Below are 24,445 nucleotides of genomic sequence, written 5' to 3'. Positions count from 1 at the left end.
GCTCGTCGGCGCGTGAGCCGGCCTGACAGACTGCGCGGTATGCGCGTCTATCTGGGATCCGACCATGCCGGTTTCGAGCTGAAGGTGCACCTGGCCAGCCACCTCGCCAAGCAGGGGTACGAGGTGGTCGACGTCGGGCCGCACGTCTTCGACCCGGACGACGACTACCCGGCGTTCTGCCTGCACACGGGCACCCGGGTGGTCGCCGACCCGGGCAGTCTCGGGGTCGTCATCGGCGGTTCGGGCAACGGCGAGCAGATCGCCGCCAACAAGGTCGCCGGCGCCCGGGCGGCGCTGGCCTGGAACATCGACACGGCCCAGCTCGGCCGGGAGCACAACGACGCGAACCTCGTGGCCGTCGGCGCCCGCCAGCACACCCTGGACGAGGCGACCGCCATCGTCGAGGCGTTCCTCACCACGTCGTTCTCCGGCAACCCCCGGCACGCCCGGCGGATCGAGCAGGTCGCCGCGTACGAGCAGAGCCGCGAGCTGCCCGAGCTGCCCTGACCCGGCGCGAGGACCCGCCCCGCCCCGCGCAGCTCAGCGGCCGGAGCGGGGCAGGTCCTCGCGGGGCACCCAGTTGCGCCGGACGACGACCACCCGTTGCTCCGCCTCGGCCAGGTCCGCCTCGGTCGGTCGGGCGGCGTCCCGGGCCCGCATCGCCGCCCGGGGCCCCACCTGCGAGGAGCCGGGGCCGACCAGGCCGCGCAGGCCCCGGTCGCCGCCGTCCCGGTCGTCGCCGCCGGGGGCGGGCCGCCGGCGCGGCGGGTCGGCCGCCACGTCCTGCGTCCCCGCCGTGGCGGCGAGGGCCTCGCCGTCGGTGTGGTGCCTCGACCGGCGTCGCCGTCGCTCCGCGTCACCCATCCGTCGACCGTACCGCCCGGGGCCGCCCCCGCGCCCCCGGCCGGACCGGCCGATCGGCCGCCGGCCACGGCCGGACCAACCGGATCGGCCCGCCGCCCCGGCCAGGCCGGACGGTCCGGCCCGACGCGACCCGGGCGTCAGAAGACGCCCATCCCCGACGGTGCCCGGCGCCAGGAGAAGGCCGGGCCGGCGGCGGCGAGCGCACCGGGGCGCAGCTCGGCGACCCGTCCGGCGTCGGCGAGCGTGGTGATCCCCACCCCGCCCAGATACAGCTCGCCGAGCGCCCGCACGTCGCAGGCCAGGTCGGCCGGGGCGTCGGCGGGCACGCAGCGGGCCCCGTCCGGGCCCCCGGTCAGCCGCCAGCGCCCCGAGTTCTCCGGCAGCAGCTCGTCGGTCACCTCGACCACCACGTCGACGGCGGCGGCGTACCGGCGGCCGGCGAGGGCGGCCGGCACGTCCACCACCCGCACCCACAGCGCGTCGTCCACCCGGGGCTCCAGCCGGCGCGGCTCGTTCACCAGCCGCAGCAGCGGGTCGTCCACCGGCCCCTGATAGGACAGCCGGCGGGTCAGGTCGAGCGAGAGCAGCAGCCGCCACAGCGCCGCCCGGGCCGCCGGGTTCGCGGCCACCAGCTCCTCGACGACGGTCACCCCGCGCGGGCCGGCGGTCTCGTAGCCGCGCCGGGAGCGCCACAGCGCGTACCCGTCGATCTCGCCGTCCGGGGCCTCGTGCAGCAGCACCCGCCGCTCCGTCGCGCCGTTGCGGTGGCCGGGCAGGTCGCCGAGCACGTACCGCCACCACCGCTCGTCCCGGTCGGACCAGCCGGGGCGGTCGGCGCGCTGCCGGTCGTACAGCCGGGCCAGCTCGGCCCGCCGCGCGGCCGGGCGGTCCAGGCGCAGCCGGCCCTCGGCGGCGGTCGGGGCGGGCAGCCGCAGCTCGGTGGTGGCGCACTCGACGACGAGCTGCTGGGCGGCGAGGCCGTAGCCGAAGCGGGGGTAGATCCGGCCCTCGCTGGCCCAGAGCACGGCCACCGGCTCCCGGCCGGCGTCGCGGACCTCCCGGAGCTGCCGGCGCATGAGCCGGGTGAGCAGGCCCCGGCGGCGGTGGGTGGGCAGCACCGCGACCATGGTCACGTGGGCGGCCGGCACGACCGCCCCGGGCACGGTCAGCTCCCGGGTGTACGCCCCGGCGGACGCGACGAGGTCCGCGCCGTCGCGGACCACCAGGCTGCGCTCCGGCTCGAAGATGCTCCGCTCCGCGTCCCGCGTCTCGGCGTCGAGGGTGGTGTGGAACGCGACCTCGACCAGGCGGGACAGCTCGTCGAAGTCGTCGGGGCGGCCGACGGTGATCGGCAGGGCAGTATCCGTCATCCGCCGTGTCTATCCCATGGCGCACGCCCGGGCGAGCGGGTTTGCCGGCTGGTTACCCTCGGAGATGACGGACCGGCGACGCCGGCATCGGTCAGGGGGAGGACACGAGATGGCAGACCAGACACAGCCGTGGGCGGAGCGCACGGTCGAGGTGCCGCCGCAGCCGGGTGTCGGGGTGCCGCCGCAGCCCGACGCCTTCCGCCGGGGCGTGGCGTCCGTCGGCCAGCGCCGCCCGCCGCGCACGGAGCAGTTCCCGACCGTCGAGCACGGGGGCCACGGCGGTCACGACGGGCAGTGGTCCGACGTGTCGGCGCCCCGCCGGCCGCTGAGCTGGCACCTCAACCAGCTCCGGGTCGGCGGCGAGTGGAGCGCCGCGGGCGCCCTGTTCGCCTTCGTCTGCTGGGGCATCTGGGCCATCTCCGGGCGGGGCAACCTGGGCGCGCCGGTGCTCACCTTCCTGCTGAGCCTGCTGGTCGCCGCGGGCCTGTTCGGGCTGTCCCGGCTGCTCGGCCGGGTGGTCCTGGAACGCCAGCTCGGCCGGGTCCGGCGCAGCGCGCGCGGCGCCCACCTGGTGACGGCCGTCTTCCTGGTCGGCCTGGGGGTCGCCTACCTCCAGCAGACCGAGTGGGTGGTCTCCGCCTGGAACTGGGTCACCGGCAACTGAGCCCGCCGCGCCCGGGCGGTCGGCGGAAGGCCGGACCGCCCGGGCGTCGCCGTCGCGGCCCGCGCGACGCGGGCCGTTCCTCACCAGGCCGACGCCGCTTACCCGCCCGGCGGGCCTTCATCCGCCCCGGCGGGGCCGGGCTGCGCGGAGCGGACCGGCTGACCGTCCGGCCCGCGCCCGGCACCCGGCCGCCGCGCCGTTCGGCGACCCGGGGGGTACGTCCGGCGCAGCGGAGCCGGCCGGCCGTCGTTCCCACCCGCCGCCCCCGGCGATCATGGCCGGATGGGCGCGTATCGAGCAGCGTACGAGCGGAGCATCACCGACCCGACCGGATTCTGGCGGGACGCGGCGGCGGAGATCGACTGGCACCGGCCCCCGCAGCGGATCCTCGACGACACCCGGGCCCCGTTGTACCGCTGGTTCCCCGACGGCGAGCTGAACACCTGCCACAACGCCCTCGACCGGCACGTGGCGGCGGGGCGGGGCGACCAGCCGGCGCTGATCCACGACAGCCCGGTCACCGGCGTCACCCGCGCCTACACGTACGCCGAGCTGCTTGACGCGACCGCGCGGTTCGCCGGGGCGCTGCGGCGGCTCGGGGTCGGCCGGGGCGACCGGGTGCTGCTCTACCTGGCGATGGTCCCGGAGGCGGTGGTCGCGATGCTGGCCTGCGCCCGGATCGGCGCGGTGCACTCCGTGGTGTTCGGCGGCTTCGCCGCGCACGAGCTGGCCGTCCGCATCGACGACGCCCGGCCGAAGGTGGTCGTGGCCACCTCGTGCGGCATCGAGGTGGACCGGATCGTGCCCTACCACCCGATCCTCGACGCGGCCCTCGCCGAGGCCGAGCACGCCCCGCAGCGGTGCGTGATCGTGCAGCGCCCGCAGCACCCCGCCCCGCTGACCCCCGGCCGCGACGTCACCTGGGACGACGCCCTCGACGGCGCGGAGCCCGCCGACTGCGTCCCCGTCGCCGCCACCGACCCGCTCTACGTGCTCTACACCTCCGGCACGACGGGCCGGCCCAAGGGCGTCGTCCGCGACAACGGCGGGCACGCGGTGGCGCTGCGCTGGTCGATGGCCAACGTCTTCGACATCGGGCCGGGCGACGTCTTCTGGGCCGCCTCCGACGTCGGCTGGGTGGTCGGCCACTCCTACATCGTGTACGGCCCGCTGCTCACCGGGGCGACCACGGTGCTCTACGAGGGCAAGCCCGTCGGCACGCCCGACGCGGGGGCGTTCTGGCGGGTCGTCTCGCAGCACCGGGTGGCCGCCCTGTTCACCGCGCCGACGGCGATCCGGGCGATCCGCCGCCAGGACCCGGACGGCACCCGCATCGGCCGGTACGACCTGACCAGCCTGCGGACGCTGTTCCTGGCCGGCGAGCGGCTCGACCCGGACACCTTCGCCTGGGCCGGGGCGCGGCTGGGCGTGCCGGTGGTGGACAACTGGTGGCAGACGGAGACGGGCTGGCCGGTGGCGGCGAACCCGCGCGGGCTCGAACCGCTGCCGATCAAGGCCGGCTCGCCCTCGGTGCCGGTCCCCGGCTACGACGTGCGGGTGGTCGACTCGCGGGGTGAACAGGTGCCGGCGGGCGTCGACGGCTCGATCGTGCTCAGGCTGCCGCTGCCGCCGGGCTGCCTGCCGACCCTCTGGGGCGACGACGAGCGGTACGTCCGGTCCTACCTGAGCACCTTCGACGGCTACTACCTGACCGGCGACGGCGGCCGGTTCGACGCCGACGGCTACCTGTACGTGATGGGCCGCACCGACGACGTGATCAACGTGGCCGGGCACCGGCTCTCCACCGGGGCGATGGAGGAGGTGCTGGCCGGGCACCCGGCGGTCGCCGAGTGCGCCGTGATCGGCGTCGCCGACGCCCTGAAGGGCCAGGTGCCCAGCGGGTACGTCGTGCTGAAGGCCGGCGTCGACGTCGACCCCGAGGCCCTCGCCGCCGAGCTGGTGGCCCTGGTGCGGCAGCGGATCGGCCCGGTCGCCGCGTTCCGCCGGGTGACCGTCGTGCCGGCGCTGCCGAAGACCCGCTCCGGCAAGATCCTGCGCCGCACCATGCGTGGGCTGGTGGAGGGGCGCGACGAGCCGGTCCCGGCCACCATCGACGACCCGGCCACGCTCACCGTCTTCCGGGACCTGGCCAGCGCCGACTGACGGCCGCCCCGCCTGGGGGCCGCCCTGCCTGACGGCCGCCCCGCCTGGGGGCCGACCCGCCTGACGGCCGATCGACGGCCGCCCGGCTCCGCCCGCTCCGCACCGGCGGGCGGGGCCGGGCGGCGATCCACCGCTGCCGTCGTCAGGGCGTCGGGGCGAAGCGGTACAGCACGAAGTCCTTCGCCGCGCCGCACAGCAGCACGCTGGTGTTCCACGAGCAGGACTCGCTGCGCACGTCCTCGGCCAGGCCCAGTTCGACGGGGCCGGTGCCGTCGACGGCCAGCCCGGCGAGGCTGCGGTCGGCCTCGCCGCCGCTGAGCGGGTCGGCGAAGATCAGCACGTTGCCCGCGTCCAGCCGCACGGCCACCCCGCCCCGGTCGCGCAGCACCGCGCGGCCCGCCGGGTCGAACAGCGTGGACGTCGCCTCGGGGAACTGCCGCCGCACGATCAGGTGCGCGCCCACCGGCACCAGCTCCCGGGCCCCCGGCGTCGCCCAGCGCTTCGCCCTCTCGCCCTCCGCGACGGCGACCACCTCGGCGCGGTCCGCGTCGCCGGCCGGGGCCTCCAACAGGCACGCCCGGTGCTTGCCGCAGGCCACCAGCGCCGCCACCCGACGCCCGTCGTCGGCGGCGCTGTGCAGCACCGTCGGCTCGGCCACCCGGGTCAGGTCGTACCCGAGCAGCCGGTACCCGCCGACCCCGGCGTCGTCGACCACGTACAACCGGTCGTCCCGCGCGACCATCTGGTCGTCGAGGTCGGCGACGGCGGGCCAGCTGCGCAGCACCGTGCCCTCGGCCAGGTCGAGCAGCCGGGCCGAGCGGTCCGCGCCGATCTGCACGAGCCGGTCGGCCCGGCCCCGCCACGGGTCGCGGGGCGTCCCGTCGGGGTACGCCGGCCCGCCGGCCGCCTCGGCGGTCTCGACGGGCAGCACGGCGCTGCGGGCGTTGCCCGACGAGTCGCGCGGGTTGTCCTGGGCCCAGACCTGGTTCCCGTCGCGCATCCGCAGCCCGACGAGCCGGTTCCCGGCGGTGTCGACCAGCACCGCCACGTCCCGCCCGAAGATCACCCGGTCGTCGTCGCCGATGCTGCGGCTCCACCGCTGCTCGCCGGAGGCGGCGTCGCGCACCACCAGCTCGCGGGGCGCGTCGACGCCGATCGGGTCGGAGAGGGCCGCGACCGCCCCGGGCACGGCGACGAGCGCCTCCCACTGCTGCGCAGCCTGCGTGGTCTGCTTGCGCCACCGGGTGCGGCCGGTCCCCGCGTCGACCGCCACGATCTCCAGCCGGTCGTCCGGCAGCGGGTACGCCGCGTAGCCGGCGTCGCCGAGCAGCGCGGTGAGGGTCTCGGTCGGCCGGTCCTCGCCGGCCGGGACGCGCTCGACCTCGGCCAGGTTCTGGAACTCCAGCCCCGGGTAGCGGTCCCGGGTGAACCACAGCGCGGCCCCGACGCCCACCCCGGCGAGGGCGAGCACCGCCGCCACCGTGATCCACAGCGCGCGCCGCCGGCGGGCGGCCGGCGGCGACCCGGGGGCGGCGGGCGACCCGGGCGCGGTCGGCGACGCGGGCCCGGGCGGTGGCGTGCCGGGCGGGCCCCAGACGGTGACCGGCGCGCCGGCGGGCACGGTCGGCTGCGGAATGGGGGTGCCTGGCGGCGGAGCGGGGGCGGGCACGGCCGGTGGTGGAGCGGAGGCGGCCGGTGGCGGTGCGGGGGCGCCCGGCGGCGCGGGGGCCGGGCGGGGGGCCGGCAGGTCCGTCAGCGCCCCCTCGGCCACCGGCAGTTCCGGCTGCTCCAGCACGGTCGGCGCGACGCCCAGCTCGGCGTGCAGCATGCGGGCCACCAGCGGCATCCGGGTCGGGCCGCCCACCAGGAACAGGCCGGCGAGCCGGTCGGGGGTGAGGCCGGCGGCGGCGATCACCCGCCGGGTCTCGGCGACCGCGCGGGCCAGCAGCGGGGCGGCGACGCCTTCGACGTCCTCGCGGGTCAGCTCGACCACCGCCGGCAGGCCCGGCACGACCACCGGCGCGACCGTGGCCCGGGACAGCATCTCCCGCGCCTCGCGGACGCCCTCCCACAGCTGGTGCCGGTCGCGCCACTGCGGCGCGTCGGCCGGCGCGGTGAGCCGCTGCCACACCTGCGGGTCGGTCGCGGACACCCGCTCGCCCAGCCGGGCCACCAGGGCCGCGTCCAGGTCCAGCCCGCCCAGGTCGGGCACGCCCCCGGTGGCGGTCACGGTGAAGCCCGAGTCGCCCCACGGGTCGGCGCCCTCGTTGCGCAGCACCGCCACGTCGAGGGTGCCGCCGCCGAGGTCGAACACGGCGATCGAGCCGCCGACGGGCACCGGCTGGCGCAGCACCTGGGCGTAGTAGCGGGCGGCGGCGACGGGCTCGCGCAGCAGCCGGGTGCCGGGCGGGGTGGGACCGGACAGCGTGTGCTCGGCGGCCTGCGGCCAGCCGGCCCGCAGCAGCGCGTCGGCGAGGACCTGGCGGCGGGCGTCGTCCCAGGACGCCGGGCAGGTGAGCACCGCCGGGGGGAGGAAGCCGACTGCGGCGACGGCCGCCTGCCCCACCGCGTGCAGGACCGCGGCGAGCAGGTCGGCGGGGGCGTACCCGCGGTCGCCCAGCGGCACGGTCGGGGCGTCGATGCGGCGCTTCGGGTTCGGCTCGTAGCGCCCCGGGTCGGCCTGTGCCAGCCGCCGGGCGTCCCGGCCGACGTGCAGCCGGCCGTCGGCGTCGGCGTACACCCCGGAGGGGACGACCGGCTGCCCGTCGACCAGCAGCGGCCGGGTCCGCCCGTCCGGCCAGCGCAGCACGGCCACGGTGTTGGACGTGCCGAGGTCGACGCCGAGGGCGAACCCCTCGTGCTGGCCTGCCATCTGCCGTCACCTCCGCCGGGACGAGCCGCTGTCCGGCCCCGCATCGTACGCAGGGCCGGACAGCGGTCCCTCGCCACCGCCGGACGGGCTCAGCCGGCGACGGTGGCGTGCATCTCCCAGACCAGGATCTCGGCCGGCTCGGTGGCGGTGACCCGCTGCCCGCCGGTGGCGGTGAAGCGGACCGCGTCGGCGGTGCCGAGCGCGCCGGACCCTTCGAGGGTCACCGCGCCCCGGGGCACGAACAGGATGTCCCGGTGCGGGTGCGTCTCGAAGCCGGTGCCCGCCCGGACGACGTCGTCGTTGTTCACCAGCAGCAGCCCGTGGTGGGTGTTGTCGGCCGACCAGTGGTTGCCGAACGAGAACGAGTGCTTGGAGTCGAGCCAGGCGATATCCGTCTTGTACCGGTCGTCGGCCCGGCGGACGTCCACCCGGGGGGTCGGCGTGGCGCTCATGGGAGCTCCTCTCGAAGGCCGCTGGTGGGGAGGGGGAGCGGGATCAGGCGTTCTTGATCGCGGAGACCTCGAACTCCAGGGTGATCTTCTCGCTGACGAGGACGCCGCCGGTCTCCAGCGCCGCGTTCCAGGTCACGCCGTAGTCCTTGCGGTTGATCGTCACCGCGCCCTCGAAGCCGAGGCGCAGGTTGCCGAACGGGTCGTTGGCCGCGCCCTCGTAGGTGAAGGGGATCGTCACGGAGTTGGTGACGCCCTTGACGGTCAGGTCGCCGGTGAGGTCGAAGGTGTCCTCGCCGGTCTGCCGGAACGCCGTGGAGACGAAGGTGATCTCCGGGTAGGTCTCCATCGCCAGGAAGTCGTTGCTGCGCAGGTGCGCGTCGCGCTGGGCGTTGCGGGTGTCGATGCTCGTGGCCTGGATGGTCACCCGCACGTCGGTGCGGGCGGGGTCGGCCGCGTCGAAGGCGACGGAGCCCTCGAACTCGTTGAACGCGCCGCGCACCTTGGTCACCATCGCGTGCCGGGCGACGAAGCCGATGCGGGTGTGGCTCGGGTCGATGGTGTAGGTGCCGGTCAGCTGGGCGAGGTCGGTGCGGGTGGCGGTGCTCATCTCGATCTCCTCCGGAATCTCATGATGTGTCATGTACGTTGGCCTCAACCTGCATGACGCATCATTCATTCCGTCCATGACGTGTCATGCATCACTGGTACGCTGGGCCCATGGCCGGCACCCGATGGCTCGACGACGACCAGCAGCGCGCCTGGCGGGCGTACCTGCGCATGCAGGCCGAGGTGGCCGCGCGGCTGGGGCGGCAGTTGCAGGCCGACGCCGGCCTCTCCCTCGCCGACTACGGCGTGCTGGCCCAGCTCGCCGAGGCCCCCGACGGGCGGCTGCGCCCGTTCGCGCTGCAACGAGACCTCCAGTGGGAGCAGAGCCGCCTGTCGCACCACCTGGGCCGCATGCAGCGGCGAGGGTTGGTCGACCGCGAGGAGTGCCCCCAGGACGCCCGGGGCGCGTTCGTGGTGCTCACCGCCGCCGGCCGCGCGGCCATCGAGGCCGCCGCGCCCGCCCACGTCGACACCGTCCGGCGGCTCGTCTTCGACCGGCTGGACCCCGACGAGGTACGCGCCCTGGAGCGGATCGCCACCCGCGTCGTCGACGGCCTCGACGCCGAGCCCCGGCTGCCCTGACGGCCGCGCCGGAGGCTGCCCTGACGGCTGTCCGTGGCCGACCGGAACGGCTTATTGCATCGACGTTCATCGAATGGAAGGCTGTCGCTGGGTCGCGCGCCCGGGAGCCGGCGCGAAGCCCCGAACCAGCCTGGGAAGGTGCGCGGGGTGGCAGGGCCATCCGGTGCCGGGCCGCCCTCCCGGCGACCGCTGCCGACCGCTGCCCGCCTGCCGGTCGGCGCGTCCCCGCGATCCAAGGAGGTACGGATGTTCCGGATGCCCGGCGTGGTGCTCGCCGCCGCGACCCTGACCCTGGCCACCTGGGCCGGCGCGGCCGGTGCCGCCGCCGCGCCCCCCGCCGCGATGCAGACCCCGGCGCCGCCGATCCCCACCCCGACCGTGGCGTGCCCGCCGGCGCTGCCGATCTGGGGCCAGGTGACGGCGACCACCGCGACGAGCCTGACCATCACCTACGGGATGCTGCTCACCCCGCCCTGCGGCTACGACCCGCCGATGCAGGTGCACCTCTTCACCAGCCGCTCCGACGCGGAGCAGTGGCGCAACCCCGCCGCCCAGGCCCTCACCGGGCCCGAGCGCAACGGGACGGTGACCGTCGGCGGGCTGACCCCGAACACCGACTACTGGTTCCGGTTCAGCGAGCCCGACGGCAAGAGGGACCCGTACGTCATCGGCGGGCCGGCCCGCACCACCGACCAGTCGGTGTGCACCGCGACCGCCACCGTCGACAACCGGTGGACCGGCGGCTTCGTCGCCACGGTCACCGTGCGCGCCACCGGCAGCGCACCGGTCCAGGGCTGGCGCGTGAGCTGGCGGTGGCCCGGCGACGAGCGCATCTCGGCGGCCTGGAACGGCGTGGTGGAGACCACCGGCAGCGACGTCGTCGTCGGCAACGCGTCGTACAACGGGACGCTGGCGCCCGGTGGCTGGACGACGTTCGGGATGATGGTGTGGTCCAGCGGAGCGGCCGGCGTCCCCGCACTGACCTGTAGCCGGTAGTCGCCGGCCGGTCGGCTGCGCCGGCCTCGCCGGGGCGCGAGGTCGCCGGGGGCGGGGGCCGGGGGTGGGGGTCGTGCTCGATCCGGGAAACAGTGGCATCGTCCCGAGCGGGAGCCCACTCTGTCCGGGATCGGGCACGACCTCGCCCGCGCCGCCCCGGCCGCCGGGCGGTCCGTCCGGCGACCCGCGTCCCACAGTCCGGTTACCAGGCTGTTGCGCATGGGTGACTATCGATGGGTTAATGGTCGTCCCGGCCCAGAAGGGACGATCGGATGAGAAGCAACGGACGGCGCCTCCTGTCTCTCGGGGTGGCGCTCATCGTGACTCTGGCGACGACGCTCGGGCCGGGCACGGGTGCCCAGGCGGCACCGGTGACCGTCACCAACGGCACGCAGTTCACCGATACCAGCGGCGCGGTGGTGCACGCCCACGGCGGCGGTGTCCTCAAGGTCGGCGACTATTACTACTGGTTCGGCGAGAACCGCAACCCCGACAACACCTTCCGGGCGGTCTCCGTCTACCGCTCCACCGACCTGCGCACCTGGGAGTTCCGCAACAACGTGCTGACCCAGTCGTCGGCCGGCGAGTTGCAGCGCGCCAACATCGAGCGACCGAAGGTCATCTACAACGCCGGCACCGGCCGGTACGTGATGTGGATGCACAAGGAGAACGGGTCCGACTACAACGAGGCGCGGGCCGCCGTGGCCTCGTCGGCCACCGTGGACGGCAACTACACCTACCACGGCAGCTTCCGGCCGCTCGGCCAGCACATGTCCCGGGACATCACGCTCTACAACGACAACGGCACCGCGTACATGATCTCGGCCGCCAACGAGAACCGCGACCTGCACATCTACCGGCTCACCTCGGACTACCTCAACGTCGCCAGCCTGGTGGGCAACTTCTGGGCCGGCGCGACCCGCGAGGCGCCCGCCATGTTCAAGCGGGGCGGCACGTACTTCCTGCTGACCTCCGGAGCGACGGGCTGGAGCCCCAACCAGGCGAAGTACGCCACCGCGCCGAGCATCTCCGGGCCGTGGAGCGGCTGGACCGACGTGGGCAACAGCAACACCTTCAGCTCCCAGCCGGCCTACGTGCTGCCCATCCAGGGCACCTCCACCACCAGCTACCTCTACCTGGGCGACCGCTGGGCGGGAGCGTGGGGCGGCCCCGTCGGCGACTCGCAGTACGTCTGGCTGCCGATCGCCTTCCCGTCCAGCACCAGCATGAGCCTGACCTGGTACCCGTCCGTCACCATCGACACGGCCACCGGGACGGTCACCGGCAACTCGCCCGCCTACTACCGCGTCACCGCCCGGCACAGCGGCAAGGTGATGGACGTGGTGGGCTACTCCACGGCCAACAACGCCGAGATCAGGCAGTACACCTGGAACGGCGGCGGAAACCAGAAGTGGGAGTTCCAGGACGCCGGCGGCGGCTACGTCCGCGTCGTCAACGTCAACAGCGGCAAGTGCCTCGACGTCGCCAACGCCTCCACCGCCGACGGGGCCAACATCATCCAGTACACCTGCGGCAGCGGCGCCAACCAGCAGTGGCAGTGGGTCGCGATCGGCGACTACTTCCAGCTCCGGGCCCGGCACAGCGGCAAGTGCCTCGACGTGGTCAACGCCGGCACCGGCGACAGCGCCGACATCCAGCAGTACGCCTGCAACGGCGGCACCAACCAGCAGTGGTCGCGTACCGCGTCCTGACGACGACCCGATGGCCGGGAACGCCCTGGTCTGTCAGCATCGGCGGATGTCAGTGCGGGAACGGCCGGCCCGGCTGCCCGCCGCCTCCGGGGTGAGCCTCGTCGTCAAGTCCTCGGTGCTGTCCCCCGACCTGCTGCGCGCGCTGCTCGCGGGTGGCAGCCGCGTACTGGCCGTGCACGGGTCATGCCGCCGGGGCTGGATCCCGGCGTGTTGCACCGTCTCCTCCTGGCCTGATGCGACAGGAAACCCGTTCCGGAACGGGGTCTGATCGATCGATTCTGATGGCAGCGAGCTGGCCTCCCTGCCAGCCCTCACAACACGAGGAGAATCCAGGATGTCGAAGAGCAACCTGGCGGTTCGCCGCCGTCTCGCACGGGTCGCCGCGATCGTCGGCGCCGCCGGCGCCCTCGTGGCGGTGACGAGCATGCCCGCGGCGGCGGCGGGACCGTACATCAGCTCCAACTCCGGCGGCGCCAACATCCGCAGCTGCGCCAACACCGGTTGCTCGTCCAACGGCTACTACGGCAACGGTACGGGCGTCACGATGGTCTGCTGGGTCGATTCCCAGTGGGTCTACCCGCCGAACTCCAACTACGCGTCCAACCGCTGGTTCCGGGTCAACAGCCCGACGAGCGGCTACGTCCACTCGTCGCTGATCGCGAACCAGGTATCGACCCCCGCTTGCTGACCCTGGCGGTGGTCCGGCGGCTCCCGCCAGTCGCTGGACCACCGTCGAACAGGGGCTCACATTGATACAGTTACGACGTGTCTTGCGAAGGCGACGCTGCGCGATGACCGCGGTGCGTGACGACGGATGCGAGTCACTGACCAACAGTCCGGAGCGGCTGGGGGAGTGCCTCCGCCGGTTCCGGGAGCACGCCGGGCTGTCCCTGTCCGGGCTGGCCCGGAAGGTCAACTACAGCCGGGGCTATCTGAGCAAGGTGGAGACGGGTCGAGCGCCGGGCAATGTCCAGCTGGCCCAGCGCTGTGACGAGGCGTTGGGGACAGGCGGTGTGCTGGCCAGACTGGCGCAGGCGCGCGATGCGCGGCCGTCCCGGGGGGCCGCATCCGCTGACCGGACGTGGGACACGTCGACGGGATGGCAGCGACAGCCCCGCCCCGACGAGCCCACCACCGACCACCGGCCCGACGCACCACTGACCCGGGGCGAGCTGCCGATCCCCTCGGCGACCGCCGTGGCGTTCATGCTCGCGCTCGACGAGGCCCACAACGCCCTGCGCGCGGTGGCCCGCGCCGACCTGCCACCGTCGGCACGCCACGACGCGGCCAACGAGACGCTTCACAACGCCCGGGTGTACGCGATCCGCGAACGCCTGCTGGTGCTGGGTGCGGCACCCCTGGTGGCCGCGGCCGAAGTCGCGTTCCTGCGGCTCATCGCGATCCGTGACGCGATCCGGGCCGGCGCGCGCCTCGACGATGCCGACTACCACCGGGTCTACCACCCCTTCGCCGAGGGGCTCTGGGCCTTCCGGATGGCCTTGCGGGCCGACCTGGGACAGTCGCCGTTGACCCCGGAAGAGCTCGGCCGGGCGGACTGGTCCGATCGTGAACGGTGCCGCGACTGTGGCGAGCGCTACCGACCCTCCGCGTGACCGGGCTCGATGCTCTCGACGGCCGCTCGGCCGACGGTGGCAGTCAGGCGAGCGTATCCAGGACGGAGGCCGCGGCCTTCGCGCTGGTGACCCGCGCCGCCATAGTCCGCCGGACCCGCTCGGCGAGGGCGAAGGCACCTGCCGGGTCCCGCAGGATGCGAGCCGTCTCGAAGGCCCAGCGGCGGGTGTCGGTCGACTCGTCGTCCTCGACCGGCAGCACCGTCAACGCCGCGTCCTGCGGTGTCAGCGTTTCGTGGAGCAGCCTCCCCAGCCCGCTCCTCGCACTGACCAGCAACGGGGTGCCGGCGACGATGGCCTCGCGTCCGACGAGACCGAATGCCTCGGCGCGGGAGGGCATGAGCGCGAGGCACGCCCGGCGCAGGTCGGCCCGGAGATCGTCCGCACTGGTGGAGTAGGCCCGGGGGGTGACCTGCAGGCTGCGTCGGCCCGCCCACTGCAGGACCAGCTCCCGCACCCGACCATGCTCGTTCGGCGGCACGCCCCGCAGCACCAGTTCCGGCTCGGTGCCGCCGAGACTGAGCAACTCCACAGCCGCTCCCACCGCCCGTGCCGCCAGATCCAGCCCCTTCACCGACCAGTCGTCAAGCCGGCCCGACAACACCACCTGACGTTGCTGCCACAGCGGCGGGACGCGGAGGGTCTCGTCGTCGAGCTCGAAGCCCGGATCGACCCGCCCCGGAGCGGGGGCGTCGGGGTAGCCGGAAAGGTCGCGGCTGAGGAGATCGTGCAGCAGGGGACCCACGCCGAACGCACGGGTCGCGGTGCGGGCCAGCTCGATGTCCTCCTTCCAGCGTCGCTCGGCGATGGCGCCGCTGTCCGGCCGGTCACCGCGTTGCCATTCGATCTGATCCGACCAGGTGTGCACGATGTGTGCCCTGGCCGCCGCCGGGAAGTGGTCCTCGACCTGGACCCGGGCGTGCCCGCCGGTGATCCGGCCGTGTCCGATCACCAGGTCCGGTGCCCAGCCGCCGGCCAGCCGCGGACGCCGGGCCAGCGCGTCCCGCAGCCCGCCGGTGGTCGCCGCGGGTGCCGCCACCAGGGTGACCCCGACCTCGCGGGCGTGTGCGATCTCCTCCGGGGACGGTTCGAGGACGACGCAGACGACGTCCGCGCCTGCTCGGGCGAGCGCCGCGCAGAGCGACCGGTTGAACGTGCTCAGACCGCCCTTCGCGGAGAACCAGTCGGTATCCAGGGCCAGCACCCGGGGCGGCGGGCCGGCGAGCCGGCCGGTCGCCGGCGTCGGCGCGACGTCCCACCGGTCGCCGTGCCAGGTCAGCGGCCCGGCGGCGAGGCCGCCGGACAGGAACTTCCCCACGGTCTCGGTCGCCCGGTCCGGATCGCTGGCCCAGACCCGTACCGTCTGACCGGTGACGTCGATCTCCACCTCGACGAAACCCGGCGCGGCGGCAGCCGCCAGCCAGTCCCGCGCCGTCTGCGTGACCCGGGCGAGTTGGTGGGCGCCCACCGCGGCCAGGTCGTCGAAGAGGGTGATCACCGCGGCCGGCAGCAGCCGTTCCGGAACGAGACCGAGTTCGCCCAGGTCGAAGCCGACCCGGGGCGCGAGCCCGGCCTCCGCCAGCCGGGTGGTGAGATCCCCGCGGGCGGCCGCGTCGATCTCCTCGACGAACTTGACGACCGCCCGCCCGGAAACTGAGTGTGTCACGGCCCCCATGGTCTCATTCCACAGTCGACCTCGAATGGACGGTGGCGCGATGCTCGACTCCGCACGGCGATCGGCGCTTCTCGACCGCCTTGTCGATCCTGCGGTCGCGCTGCCAGCCGGCCACGACCAGCAGCCCGCCGCCGGACGACTGCACGCCGCAGGGCAGTGGCGGCAACTGGCCGAGCTGTACCAGGAACAGGCGACGGCGGCCTGGCGGCAGCGGCGTCCAGGGCTGGCGATCCGGCTGCTGCTCGCGGAGAGCCGGACCGCCCTACGCGCGGACGACCGCTCGCGCTGCCACGAGGCGGTCGCGTTCGCCGCCCAGTGGCACCGACTCAGCGGGGCATTCACCGCAGCGGAGCTGTGGAACCACGTCCTGTTGCGGGAGTCGTTGCCCGCCGGCACGGCGTGGCTCCACGCGTACGCCTGGCGGGAGATGGCGGCGCTGCGGGAGGTGGCGAGCCGGTACGACGTGGGGCTGTCCTACTGCGACGAGGGCATCGCGGTGTGCCGCCGGCACGCCGACGAGCCCCGCATTCCCCGGCAGCACGTCCGGGTCCTGATGCAGAAGGCGACGCTGCACCGGCATCGGGGCGAGCTGGAGGTCGCGCGGAACGTCCTGCACGAGGTTCGCGAGTTCGCCGATACCCGCGACCTCGACCCGTTCACCCGAGGACTGATCGCGCACCGGGAAGGGGGGTTGGAGATCGCGCTCGGGCGACCCGAAGCAGCGCTGGACGCATACCGGCGGGCCGCTGCGGCGTTCGCCGGCGTGAGCGAGGAGAACCTCCTCACCGCCCGGCTGCGCGAGGTGGCGGCGCTGCGTGAACTGCGCCGGCTCGGCGAGGCGCTGCGGCTCACCGACGACCTGGCAACCCGGTTCCGCGCCCACGGTGACACCTACCGGCTCGGTCAGATCCTGCTGGAACGGGCCGAGGTCCTGCAGAGCCTCGGCGACCCGGCCGCCGTCGCGGCCACCCTGCGCGAGGCGCAGCCCTACTACGAGGGGGCCGAGACGCTGGAGGCGCTGCGTTGGCACCGGCACATGGCCCGCAACCTCATCACCTCCCACGGCGACCCGGCGACCATCGCCGGACACCTGGCGGCCGTCCTGGGCCTGGCCGCCCGACCGCAACGGCGGGACCTCAACCGGACCATGCTCGCGCTGTACGACCTGCACCGGGCTCCACCCACGCAGCTACTGCCGCCGGCGCTGCGGCACGCCGCCGGTCGGGCCGCTCTCCTCGCCGCCGACCTGCAACGCGACTCGCTGCCCGACCCGGACGAGCGGTGGTCGACGCACGCCGCGCGGGAGGAGGTGTACGCGGCTGCGCTGCTGACACACACCGAACTCGGCGAGCCGGAGGCCACCGCGCGGATCGCCGAGACCGGACGCGCCGACCTGTTGAACCACCTGCTGACGGCCGGGTCGGCGGAGGCCGTCGCGCGTTCCCCGATCGCCGCGCCGCCCACCGACCGTGCGGCGGTCGACGAGGTCTTCGCGGTGGCCCGGCTCGCCGCCGCGTCGATTCGCTCGGGGCGACCGACCGGTCCGATACCGCTGCCGCCACTGCCCGGCCACCTGCCCACCCCGGCCGCCCTCGACGCGATGGCCGACGTCGTGGTGGTCATCACCCTCGGGCCGAGGTCGGACGGCTGGTGGTCGTCGGTGCTGACCCGGCCCCGCCACGGGGCGTGGCGGGCGACGCTACGTACCGCCTCCGCCCGCCTGGCGGCTCTGCTCGACAGCATGACCACCGGGGTCCCACCGGGACGAGGCGTGGCCCGCGACATCTGGGACGAACTCGGCGCGTTCCTCCTGCCCGATCCGGCCGTCTGGGCGGGCTCCCCGGAACGTCCCCGGTCGGTGATGATCGTTCCGGATCCGCGGCTGTGGCACCTGCCGCACGCGGCCCTGACGCGCGACCGAACGTACCTCTGCGACGTGGCCGAGGTCGTCCTCGCACCGAGCCTGCGCACCATGGAACTCCTCCTGGCCCGGTCCGCGACGACCGGCGGACCTCGCGTGCCGGCGACCGACCCGGCAGCGAGCCTGCTCGACCCCGGCCTGCCGAGCCACCAGGTGGAGCGGTCCGCCCTGGCCACCTGGCCGGGCGGCCACCGGGAGCTCGCCGCGCTGCCGGCAATCGACGACGGGCTCCGCCCCGCCCTGCTCTACCTGTCGGGCCACGGCGACCAGCCCGGTGCCACGGCGCTGTTCGGCCCCGACAGCGTCACGATGGACGCCCTCGCCCTGCGCCGGCTGCCCCGACTGGTGGTGCTGAACGGCTGCTGGAGCGGCACGGCGTCGAGCCGGTACGGGCACGACCCGCTGAGCCTGGCCGTCGGCGCGCTGATCGGCGGTGCCGACACCGTGGTGGCCGGTACCGGCTGGATCGGCGGCGTCGCGTCGGCGCACGTCGGCGCACGCTTCGTCCAGCAGGTCGGGCGGGGGACGCCGGTGGTGGCGGCGCTGCGCGCCGCGCAGCGGGAGATCCGTGCAGAGAACCCCGATCTGGGCCCGTTCGACTGGGCCGGTCTCTGTGTCGTCGGCACCGGGTCGTGACCCGTGCGCATCCCCCGGCCGGGCGTGGCGGTTTCCCGTCCCCTGTTTCCTCCTGTCGTCTCCTTGCTGTCGACGGGGCTGGAGACAGGAGGGCGTAGCGGGTTCGTCACCGTCGGTGGAAACTGAAGACGTGGAATGGATTTCCGTCATCGGCGCGGTCTGCGGAGCTGTCATCGCCCTCGCCGGCGCGGTGACCGTGGAGGCGCAGCACAGCCGCCAGGAGCGTCGGCGCAGCCGGGAGGCAGAGCGCCTCGGCTACTGTCTCGACTTTGCTGTCGCGCTCGACTCGGCCCACAGCGGGCTACGGGAGATCGCCCAGGACGACGACGATCCACCGCGCCGCTTCCGTCGCGCCAACCGCGTGGTCCACGAGGCAGACGTCTTCGCCGCACGGGAACGACTGCTCGTGGCCGGCACGGTGGAACTCGTCAAGGCCGGAGAGCTCGCCTACCAGAGGCTGATCGCCGTGCGCAACGCCGTCCGGTCCGGCGCGACCCTCTCCTCCCGGGAGTACCACCAGACCTACCACGGGTACGCCGAGGCGATCTGGCAGCTCAGGATGGCGGCGCGTGCGGATCTCGACCAGGCCCGGATGGAGCCCGTGGACCTCGCACGCCGGAGCTGGTCCGAGCGGGAGGGCTGTCACGGGTGCCTCGGGCCGGAGCGTAAAGCAGCCCTGCCGGCCGGGGGGTGTGGAGCGGGCGACGGGAATCGAACCCGCACCGTCAGTTTGGAAGACTGAAGCTCTGCCATTGAGCTACGCCCGCGTGCGCCCCGGTGCACGGGGCGCGCCGACAGCCTACCCGGTGCCCGGGTTCGGCGCGCATCCTGTCCGCGCGCACCCATGATCCACTTCATGCCGGGGAAGTGGCGGTATCCGCACCCCTGGAAACCGCCATGTCGCCGACATGTCGGCGACGGCCCGCGTCCTGCCCGGCGCCGGCCCGCGCAGCGCGCCAACGCGGCGTGTCCGGCCCCGGCACCCCTGCCGCGCCTCGACGGCATACACTTCTCGTCGCCACGGGGTGTGGCGCAGCTTGGTAGCGCACTCGCTTTGGGAGCGAGGGGCCGTGGGTTCAAATCCCGCCACCCCGACTGTCGTCCGCGGCCGGGGCGCCCCGGGAGCCGCCGGTTCCCGCCTGGTGTCCCGGGCGCTGCCGAGGGGCCGTTCAGGCTCGCCTACACTCGATGGGCTGAATCACGCCCAGACTCAACTGAGATCCGTCAAGGAGTACGCCTGTGAAGAGCACCGTCGAGACTCTGAGCCCGACGCGCGTGCGGCTCGCCATCGAGGTGCCGTTCGTCGAGCTCGAGCCGAGCCTCAAGAAGGCGTACCGGGAGATCGGTTCGCAGGTGCAGGTGCCCGGCTTCCGGCGGGGCAAGGTGCCGGCCGCCGTGATCGACCAGCGGGTGGGCCGGGGCACCGTCCTCAACGAGGCGGTGCAGGAGGCCATCCCGCAGAACATCCTCGCCGCGGTCCGCGAGCACGACCTGAAGACCCTCGGTCGCCCCGAGGTCGAGATCACCGAGTTCAACGACGGCGACTCCCTCAACTTCACCGCCGAGGTGGACGTCCGGCCCGAGATCACCCTGCCGGAGCTCGACTCGATCGAGGTCACCGTCGACGAGCTCCAGATCGACGACAGCGAGATCGAGGAGCAGGTGAAGAACCTGCGCGAGCGGTTCGCCACCCTGAAGACCGTCGAGCGGGCCGCCGTCGAGGGCGACTACGTGCAGATCGACCTGAACGCCACGGTCGACGGCGAGGACGTGCCGGGCGGCTCGGCGACCAACATCTCCCACGAGGTCGGCAGCAAGCAGCTCCTGCCGGGGCTGGACGAGGCCCTCGTCGGCCTCGCCGCCGGCGAGAGCACCACCTTCACCACCCAGCTCGTCGGCGGCGACTTCGCCGGCCGGGACGCCGAGGTGGCGGTGACCGTGCGCACGGTCAAGGAGAAGGAGCTGCCGGAGCTGGACGACGACTTCGCCCAGATGGCGAGCGAGTTCGACACCATCGACGAGCTGCGCGCCGACGTGCGTGAGCGGGTCACCCGGGGCAAGCGGGTCGAGCAGATCTACGCCGCCCGGGACAAGGCCCTGGAGCAGCTCGTCGAGGCCGCCGGGGTGCCGGCGCCGGAGGGTGTCGTCCGCGAGGAGGTCGAGGGCCGCAAGCAGGCCATGATCGACCAGCTGGAGCGGATCGGCGCGTCCCTGGAGGAATACCTCGCGGCCGAGGAGAAGACCGAGGAGCAGATCGACGCCGAGCTCAACGAGGCGGCGACCGACGGCGTCAAGATCCAGCTGCTGCTGGACACCCTGGCGGACGCCGAGGAGATCCAGGTCTCCGACGACGAGTTCGGCCACGAGATCGTCCACCGCGCGCAGCGCGCCGGGATGCCCCCGCAGCAGTACTACGACCAGCTGGTCCGCTCGGGCAGCGCGGCGGCCGTCTTCGGCGACGTGCGGCGCGGCAAGGCGCTGGCCTCGGTGATGGAGCGCATCAAGATCAAGGACACGGCGGGCAACGAGGTGAGCCTCGACGCCATCCGCGCCGAGAGCGAAGAGGCCCACGACCACGACCACGAGCACTGACATCTCGGGTGCGGCCGCCGTCCACCGGTTGCGGTGGGCGGCGGCCCGAGCCCTTTTCCGGGTACGTCCCGGAGGGGCTGCGCTGAGAGCGAAAAGCGCCCCGACCGGGACTCTGCCGCCCGGGCGAGCGGTTAGTGTCGGGTAGGACGGTACGGAGAGCGAAGGGCTGCCATGACCGACATGCACATCCCAGCGAAGCCGCTCCGGGCGATCGATGCCCGCGGTGGCGAGAACATTGGCAACCTCGACGACTCGGTCTACAACCGGTTGCTCAGGGAACGCATCATCTTCCTCGGCAGCGAGGTGAACGACCAGGTGGCCAACCGCATCTGCGCGCAGCTGCTGCTGCTCGCGGCGGAGGACCCGGACCGGGACATCTTCCTCTGGATCAACTCGCCCGGGGGCTCGGTCTACTCGGGCATGGCGATCTACGACACGATGCAGTACATCGACAACGACGTCTCCACGGTGGCGATGGGCATGGCCGCCTCCATGGGGCAGCTGCTGCTCTGCGCGGGCACCAAGGGCAAGCGCTACGCCCTGCCCCACGCGCGGATCATGATGCACCAGCCGTCCGGCGGCATGGGCGGCACCGCGTCGGACATCGCCATCCAGGCGGAGCAGATGCTCTACACGAAGCGGATGTTCCAGGAGCGGGTGGCCTTCCACACCGGCCAGACCCAGGCCCAGATCGAGGCGGACTCGGACCGCGACCGCTGGTTCACCGCCCAGGAGGCCATGGACTACGGCTTCATCGACAAGGTGATCACCGGAGCCGCGCAGGTTCCGGAAGGCGCCGGGACCCTGAGCTGACCGAGGAGCTGACGATGACCGACCTGAGCCTGCCGCCCCAGTTCGCGGCCGTGCACAACCGCTACGTCCTGCCGTCCTTCGTCGAGCGCACGTCGTACGGGGTGAAGGAGTCCAACCCGTACAACAAGCTCTTCGAAGACCGGATCATCTTCCTCGGCGTCCAGGTGGACGACGCGTCCGCCAACGACGTGATGGCGCAGTTGCTGACGCTCGAGGGCACCGACCCCGACCGCGACATCATCATGTACATCAACTCGCCGGGTGGTTCGTTCACCGCGATGACGGCGATCTACGACACGATGCAGTACGTCCGGCCGGACATCTCCACCGTCTGCCTGGGGCAGGCCGCCAGCGCGGCCGCGGTGCTGCTCGCCGCCGGCACGCCGGGCAAGCGGATGGCGCTGCCGAACTCGCGGATCATCATCCACCAGCCGGCCACCGAGGGCGGCTACGGGCAGGGTTCGGACATCGAGATCCAGGCCCGGGAGATCATGCGGATGCGGACGCAGCTGGAGGAGATGCTCTCCCGGCACTGCAACCAGCCGGTGGAGAAGGTCCGCAAGGACATCGACCGGGACAAGATCATGACGGCCGAGGAGTCCCGCGAGTACGGGCTGGTCGACACGATCCTCACCAGCCGCAAGAAGGGGCTGCTCGCCGCCAACGCGGCCAGCTGAGACGAGCATGGGGTCGGAGGTCGGCCGGGCGTGTCGCCGGCCGACCTCTGACACGCCCGATTTGGGGGTCGGAGAAACCCCCGCCAGCGGGTAACGTCGGGCCCGTACCGCTGCGTCGGGACGGTCCGGCGAGCGAACGGAGACGGACGGAGCGCAGCGTCCGCAGGTCATGGCCGGTGCACCGGCCGATGAGTGCAGGGAGAACGTAGGTGGCACGGATCGGTGACGGCGGCGACCTACTCAAATGCTCCTTCTGCGGCAAGTCGCAGAAGCAGGTTAAAAAGCTCATCGCGGGGCCCGGGGTCTATATCTGCGACGAGTGCATCGATCTCTGTAACGAGATCATCGAGGAGGAGCTGGCCGAGTCCGGCGAGGTGAAGTGGGAAGAGCTTCCCAAGCCGATGGAGATCTGCCAGTTCCTCGACAACTACGTGGTCGGCCAGGACCAGGCCAAGAAGGCCCTCGCGGTCGCCGTCTACAACCACTACAAGCGGATCCAGGCCGAGGCGGCCGGAGCGCCGGGTTCCGGCAGCGACGCCGTCGAGCTGGCCAAGTCCAACATCCTGCTGCTCGGGCCGACCGGGTGCGGCAAGACCCACCTCGCGCAGACCCTCGCCCGGATGCTGAACGTCCCCTTCGCGATCGCGGACGCCACCGCCCTCACCGAGGCGGGCTACGTGGGCGAGGACGTGGAGAACATCCTCCTCAAGCTGATCCAGGCCGCGGACTACGACATCAAGCGGGCCGAGACCGGCATCATCTACATCGACGAGGTCGACAAGATCGCCCGCAAGTCGGAGAATCCGTCGATCACCCGGGACGTCTCCGGCGAGGGCGTCCAGCAGGCGCTGCTGAAGATGCTCGAAGGCACGGTGGCCAACGTGCCGCCGCAGGGCGGGCGCAAGCACCCGCACCAGGAGTTCATCCAGATCGACACCACCAACGTGCTGTTCATCTGCGGTGGCGCCTTCGCCGGCCTCGACCAGATCATCGAGGCCCGCACGGGCCACGGCGGGACGGGCTTCGGCGCGCGGCTCCGCTCGGTCTCCGAGCGGTCGACCGACGACATCTTCAGCCAGGTCATGCCAGAGGACATGCTGAAGTTCGGCCTGATCCCCGAGTTCATCGGCCGGCTTCCGGTGATCACCAACGTCCGTAGCCTCGACCGGTCCGCCCTCGTGCGGATCCTCACCGAGCCGCGCAACGCCCTCGTGAAGCAATACCAGCGCCTCTTCGAGCTCGACGGCGTGGAGTTGGAGTTCGAGCCCCCGGCCCTGGAGGCCATCGCCGACCAGGCGATGCTGCGCGGCACGGGCGCCCGGGGCCTGCGTGCCATCATGGAGGAGGTCCTGCTCTCCGTGATGTACGAGGTGCCGAGCAACCCCGACGCCGCCCGGGTCCTGATCACCCGCGAGGTGGTCCTGGAGAACGTCAACCCGACGATCGTGCCGCGCGAGTTCACCGGCCGCCGGGCCCGCCGGGACCGCGAGGAGAAGTCCGCCTGACCCCTTCGCCCGGTGGGGAGGGGTCCACGACCCCTCCGCCGGCGGTGGAGGCTGTCGCGGGGGCCCCACCAGCCGTACGCTGAGGGTCATGCGTGTCGCCGTCTGCCAGCTGAACTCCCGCGACGACCGGGCCGCCAACCTCGCGGCCGCAGAGGCGTTGTTGGTCCGCGCCGCAGCGGCCGGCGCGGACCTGGCGGTCCTCCCGGAGTATGTCGACTATCTCGGCACGGCAGCCGGGATGCCGGCGCCCGAGCCCGTCGACGGCACCGTGGGCCGGTTCTTCGCCGACGTCGCCCGCCGGCTCGGCATCTGGGTGCACGCCGGGTCGTTCCACGAGGCGGGCCCGGACCGGGACCACACCTGGAACACGTCGTTGCTCTTCGACCGCACAGGCGCGCTCGCGGGGACCTACCGCAAGATCCACCTGTACGACGTGGAGATCCCCGGCCGGGTGTCATACCTGGAGTCGGCGACGGTGGCCCCGGGGGAGAAGCCGGTGGTGGTCGACGTCGAGGGGGTCAGGGTCGGCCTGTCGATCTGCTATGACCTCCGGTTCCCGGAGCTGTACCGGCACCTGGCCGCGGACGAGGGTGCCACGCTGTTGGTGGTGCCGGCCGCGTTCATGGTGCACACCGGGCGTGACCACTGGGAGGTCCTGCTGCGGGCGCGGGCCATCGAGAACCAGTGTTTCGTGGCCGCCGCCGGGCAGACCGG

The 24,445-nt window shown here is 73.4% G+C and carries 21 protein-coding genes and 2 tRNA genes (1 of these 23 only partly in view); 16 read left to right on the top strand and 7 right to left on the bottom strand.

From position 1 onward, the window contains the following. Window positions 1-39: 39 nt before the first annotated feature. Window positions 40-507 (top strand): ribose-5-phosphate isomerase, encoded by a 468-nt coding sequence (locus tag O7628_RS05575; RefSeq protein WP_074477619.1) that lies wholly within the window; start codon window positions 40-42, stop codon window positions 505-507. Window positions 508-540: 33 nt separating this feature from the next. On the opposite strand, the gene O7628_RS05570 is transcribed toward O7628_RS05575, so the two are convergent. Both O7628_RS05570 and O7628_RS05565 read right to left on the bottom strand, forming a co-directional pair. Further along, window positions 541-864 carry a hypothetical protein gene (locus tag O7628_RS05570; protein WP_278128836.1) on the bottom strand — a complete coding sequence of 108 codons (324 nt, stop codon included), beginning with the start codon at window positions 862-864 and terminating at the stop codon, window positions 541-543. A gap of 137 nt (window positions 865-1,001) precedes the next feature. Then, window positions 1,002-2,234, bottom strand: a complete 1,233-nt coding sequence (locus O7628_RS05565; RefSeq protein ID WP_278128835.1) for a GNAT family N-acetyltransferase — start codon at window positions 2,232-2,234, stop codon at window positions 1,002-1,004. 109 nt (window positions 2,235-2,343) lie between these two features. Between O7628_RS05565 and O7628_RS05560 the strand changes: the two genes are divergently transcribed. Further along, entirely contained in the window at window positions 2,344-2,898 is a 555-nt protein-coding gene (locus O7628_RS05560) for a hypothetical protein (protein ID WP_074477624.1), read from the top strand. A gap of 282 nt (window positions 2,899-3,180) precedes the next feature. Further along, window positions 3,181-5,061: a propionyl-CoA synthetase gene (locus O7628_RS05555; protein WP_278128833.1), complete on the top strand. Its 1,881-nt coding sequence runs from the start codon at window positions 3,181-3,183 to the stop codon at window positions 5,059-5,061. A 142-nt stretch (window positions 5,062-5,203) separates the two neighbouring features. Here the strand turns inward: O7628_RS05555 and O7628_RS05550 are convergent, their stop codons facing one another. From O7628_RS05550 to O7628_RS05540, 3 genes are all read right to left on the bottom strand, one after another. Beyond that, window positions 5,204-7,933 (bottom strand): Hsp70 family protein, encoded by a 2,730-nt coding sequence (locus O7628_RS05550; RefSeq protein ID WP_278128832.1) that lies wholly within the window; start codon window positions 7,931-7,933, stop codon window positions 5,204-5,206. An 89-nt stretch (window positions 7,934-8,022) separates the two neighbouring features. Further along, complete coding sequence (locus O7628_RS05545) at window positions 8,023-8,385, bottom strand: pirin family protein (RefSeq protein WP_278128831.1); 363 nt, start codon at window positions 8,383-8,385, stop codon at window positions 8,023-8,025. 43 nt (window positions 8,386-8,428) lie between these two features. Continuing rightward, window positions 8,429-8,992 (bottom strand): YceI family protein, encoded by a 564-nt coding sequence (locus O7628_RS05540; protein ID WP_278128830.1) that lies wholly within the window; start codon window positions 8,990-8,992, stop codon window positions 8,429-8,431. 110 nt (window positions 8,993-9,102) lie between these two features. On the opposite strand from O7628_RS05540, the gene O7628_RS05535 reads away from it, so the two are divergent. The 6 genes from O7628_RS05535 to O7628_RS05510 all read left to right on the top strand — a co-directional run bounded on the left by O7628_RS05535 (window position 9,103) and on the right by O7628_RS05510 (window position 13,894). Next, window positions 9,103-9,573 carry a MarR family winged helix-turn-helix transcriptional regulator gene (locus O7628_RS05535; protein WP_278128828.1) on the top strand — a complete coding sequence of 157 codons (471 nt, stop codon included), beginning with the start codon at window positions 9,103-9,105 and terminating at the stop codon, window positions 9,571-9,573. 246 nt (window positions 9,574-9,819) lie between these two features. After that, a complete protein-coding gene (locus O7628_RS05530; protein ID WP_278128826.1) occupies window positions 9,820-10,569 on the top strand; it encodes a cellulose binding domain-containing protein in 750 nt (249 codons plus the stop codon). Between the two features lie 272 nt (window positions 10,570-10,841). Beyond that, window positions 10,842-12,281, top strand: coding sequence for an RICIN domain-containing protein (locus O7628_RS05525; RefSeq protein ID WP_278128824.1), 1,440 nt, complete (start codon window positions 10,842-10,844; stop codon window positions 12,279-12,281). A 46-nt stretch (window positions 12,282-12,327) separates the two neighbouring features. Next, window positions 12,328-12,549: a hypothetical protein gene (locus O7628_RS05520; protein ID WP_278128823.1), complete on the top strand. Its 222-nt coding sequence runs from the start codon at window positions 12,328-12,330 to the stop codon at window positions 12,547-12,549. A 66-nt stretch (window positions 12,550-12,615) separates the two neighbouring features. Then, entirely contained in the window at window positions 12,616-12,969 is a 354-nt protein-coding gene (locus O7628_RS05515; protein ID WP_278128822.1) for a hypothetical protein, read from the top strand. 103 nt (window positions 12,970-13,072) lie between these two features. Next, window positions 13,073-13,894 carry a helix-turn-helix transcriptional regulator gene (locus O7628_RS05510; RefSeq protein WP_278128820.1) on the top strand — a complete coding sequence of 274 codons (822 nt, stop codon included), beginning with the start codon at window positions 13,073-13,075 and terminating at the stop codon, window positions 13,892-13,894. Between the two features lie 43 nt (window positions 13,895-13,937). Here O7628_RS05510 and O7628_RS05505 read toward each other — a convergent pair whose 3' ends face one another. After that, window positions 13,938-15,578, bottom strand: a complete 1,641-nt coding sequence (locus O7628_RS05505) for a glycosyltransferase family 4 protein (protein WP_278128818.1) — start codon at window positions 15,576-15,578, stop codon at window positions 13,938-13,940. A gap of 49 nt (window positions 15,579-15,627) precedes the next feature. Between O7628_RS05505 and O7628_RS05500 the strand changes: the two genes are divergently transcribed. Continuing rightward, window positions 15,628-18,144, top strand: a complete 2,517-nt coding sequence (locus tag O7628_RS05500; protein WP_278128816.1) for a CHAT domain-containing protein — start codon at window positions 15,628-15,630, stop codon at window positions 18,142-18,144. A gap of 693 nt (window positions 18,145-18,837) precedes the next feature. Here the strand turns inward: O7628_RS05500 and O7628_RS05495 are convergent. Continuing rightward, window positions 18,838-18,911: transfer RNA gene (locus O7628_RS05495), tRNA-Gly, on the bottom strand. 254 nt (window positions 18,912-19,165) lie between these two features. Between O7628_RS05495 and O7628_RS05490 the strand changes: the two genes are divergently transcribed. From O7628_RS05490 to O7628_RS05465, 6 genes are all read left to right on the top strand, one after another. Beyond that, window positions 19,166-19,239, top strand: a tRNA-Pro gene (locus O7628_RS05490). A gap of 144 nt (window positions 19,240-19,383) precedes the next feature. Beyond that, the gene (gene tig / locus O7628_RS05485; protein ID WP_278128814.1) at window positions 19,384-20,736 is read left to right on the top strand and encodes a trigger factor; all 1,353 of its coding nucleotides are present in this window, start codon (window positions 19,384-19,386) and stop codon (window positions 20,734-20,736) included. Window positions 20,737-20,907: 171 nt separating this feature from the next. After that, a complete protein-coding gene (locus O7628_RS05480; RefSeq protein WP_074477688.1) occupies window positions 20,908-21,549 on the top strand; it encodes an ATP-dependent Clp protease proteolytic subunit in 642 nt (213 codons plus the stop codon). Window positions 21,550-21,563: 14 nt separating this feature from the next. After that, window positions 21,564-22,226 carry an ATP-dependent Clp protease proteolytic subunit gene (locus O7628_RS05475; RefSeq protein ID WP_074477690.1) on the top strand — a complete coding sequence of 221 codons (663 nt, stop codon included), beginning with the start codon at window positions 21,564-21,566 and terminating at the stop codon, window positions 22,224-22,226. Window positions 22,227-22,435: 209 nt separating this feature from the next. After that, window positions 22,436-23,731 (top strand): ATP-dependent Clp protease ATP-binding subunit ClpX, encoded by a 1,296-nt coding sequence (gene clpX / locus O7628_RS05470; RefSeq protein ID WP_043966350.1) that lies wholly within the window; start codon window positions 22,436-22,438, stop codon window positions 23,729-23,731. A gap of 88 nt (window positions 23,732-23,819) precedes the next feature. After that, a protein-coding gene (locus O7628_RS05465) for a carbon-nitrogen hydrolase family protein (protein WP_278128810.1) crosses the window boundary here: on the top strand, window positions 23,820-24,445 show its 5' portion. Its footprint extends 172 nt past the window's final position; 626 of the gene's 798 nt are visible here — the first part of the coding sequence; its start codon is at window positions 23,820-23,822; its stop codon lies off the right edge, out of view.

This window comes from Micromonospora sp. WMMD956, from assembly GCF_029626125.1.
In the GTDB taxonomy this organism is placed as follows: Bacteria; Actinomycetota; Actinomycetes; order Mycobacteriales; family Micromonosporaceae; genus Micromonospora; species Micromonospora carbonacea.
This window is presented reverse-complemented; position numbering and strand designations above follow the sequence as displayed.

What these genes read in the sequence shown, in the direction of transcription:
- O7628_RS05575 (WP_074477619.1), top strand. Translation starts at nt 40, where the DNA reads ATGCGCGTCTATCTGGGATCCGACCATGCCGGTTTCGAGCTGAAGGTG.
- O7628_RS05570 (WP_278128836.1), bottom strand. Translation starts at nt 864, where the DNA reads ATGGGTGACGCGGAGCGACGGCGACGCCGGTCGAGGCACCACACCGAC.
- O7628_RS05565 (WP_278128835.1), bottom strand. Translation starts at nt 2,234, where the DNA reads ATGACGGATACTGCCCTGCCGATCACCGTCGGCCGCCCCGACGACTTC.
- O7628_RS05560 (WP_074477624.1), top strand. Translation starts at nt 2,344, where the DNA reads ATGGCAGACCAGACACAGCCGTGGGCGGAGCGCACGGTCGAGGTGCCG.
- O7628_RS05555 (WP_278128833.1), top strand. Translation starts at nt 3,181, where the DNA reads ATGGGCGCGTATCGAGCAGCGTACGAGCGGAGCATCACCGACCCGACC.
- O7628_RS05550 (WP_278128832.1), bottom strand. Translation starts at nt 7,933, where the DNA reads ATGGCAGGCCAGCACGAGGGGTTCGCCCTCGGCGTCGACCTCGGCACG.
- O7628_RS05545 (WP_278128831.1), bottom strand. Translation starts at nt 8,385, where the DNA reads ATGAGCGCCACGCCGACCCCCCGGGTGGACGTCCGCCGGGCCGACGAC.
- O7628_RS05540 (WP_278128830.1), bottom strand. Translation starts at nt 8,992, where the DNA reads ATGAGCACCGCCACCCGCACCGACCTCGCCCAGCTGACCGGCACCTAC.
- O7628_RS05535 (WP_278128828.1), top strand. Translation starts at nt 9,103, where the DNA reads ATGGCCGGCACCCGATGGCTCGACGACGACCAGCAGCGCGCCTGGCGG.
- O7628_RS05530 (WP_278128826.1), top strand. Translation starts at nt 9,820, where the DNA reads ATGTTCCGGATGCCCGGCGTGGTGCTCGCCGCCGCGACCCTGACCCTG.
- O7628_RS05525 (WP_278128824.1), top strand. Translation starts at nt 10,842, where the DNA reads ATGAGAAGCAACGGACGGCGCCTCCTGTCTCTCGGGGTGGCGCTCATC.
- O7628_RS05520 (WP_278128823.1), top strand. Translation starts at nt 12,328, where the DNA reads ATGTCAGTGCGGGAACGGCCGGCCCGGCTGCCCGCCGCCTCCGGGGTG.
- O7628_RS05515 (WP_278128822.1), top strand. Translation starts at nt 12,616, where the DNA reads ATGTCGAAGAGCAACCTGGCGGTTCGCCGCCGTCTCGCACGGGTCGCC.
- O7628_RS05510 (WP_278128820.1), top strand. Translation starts at nt 13,073, where the DNA reads ATGACCGCGGTGCGTGACGACGGATGCGAGTCACTGACCAACAGTCCG.
- O7628_RS05500 (WP_278128816.1), top strand. Translation starts at nt 15,628, where the DNA reads ATGCTCGACTCCGCACGGCGATCGGCGCTTCTCGACCGCCTTGTCGAT.
- O7628_RS05480 (WP_074477688.1), top strand. Translation starts at nt 20,908, where the DNA reads ATGACCGACATGCACATCCCAGCGAAGCCGCTCCGGGCGATCGATGCC.
- O7628_RS05475 (WP_074477690.1), top strand. Translation starts at nt 21,564, where the DNA reads ATGACCGACCTGAGCCTGCCGCCCCAGTTCGCGGCCGTGCACAACCGC.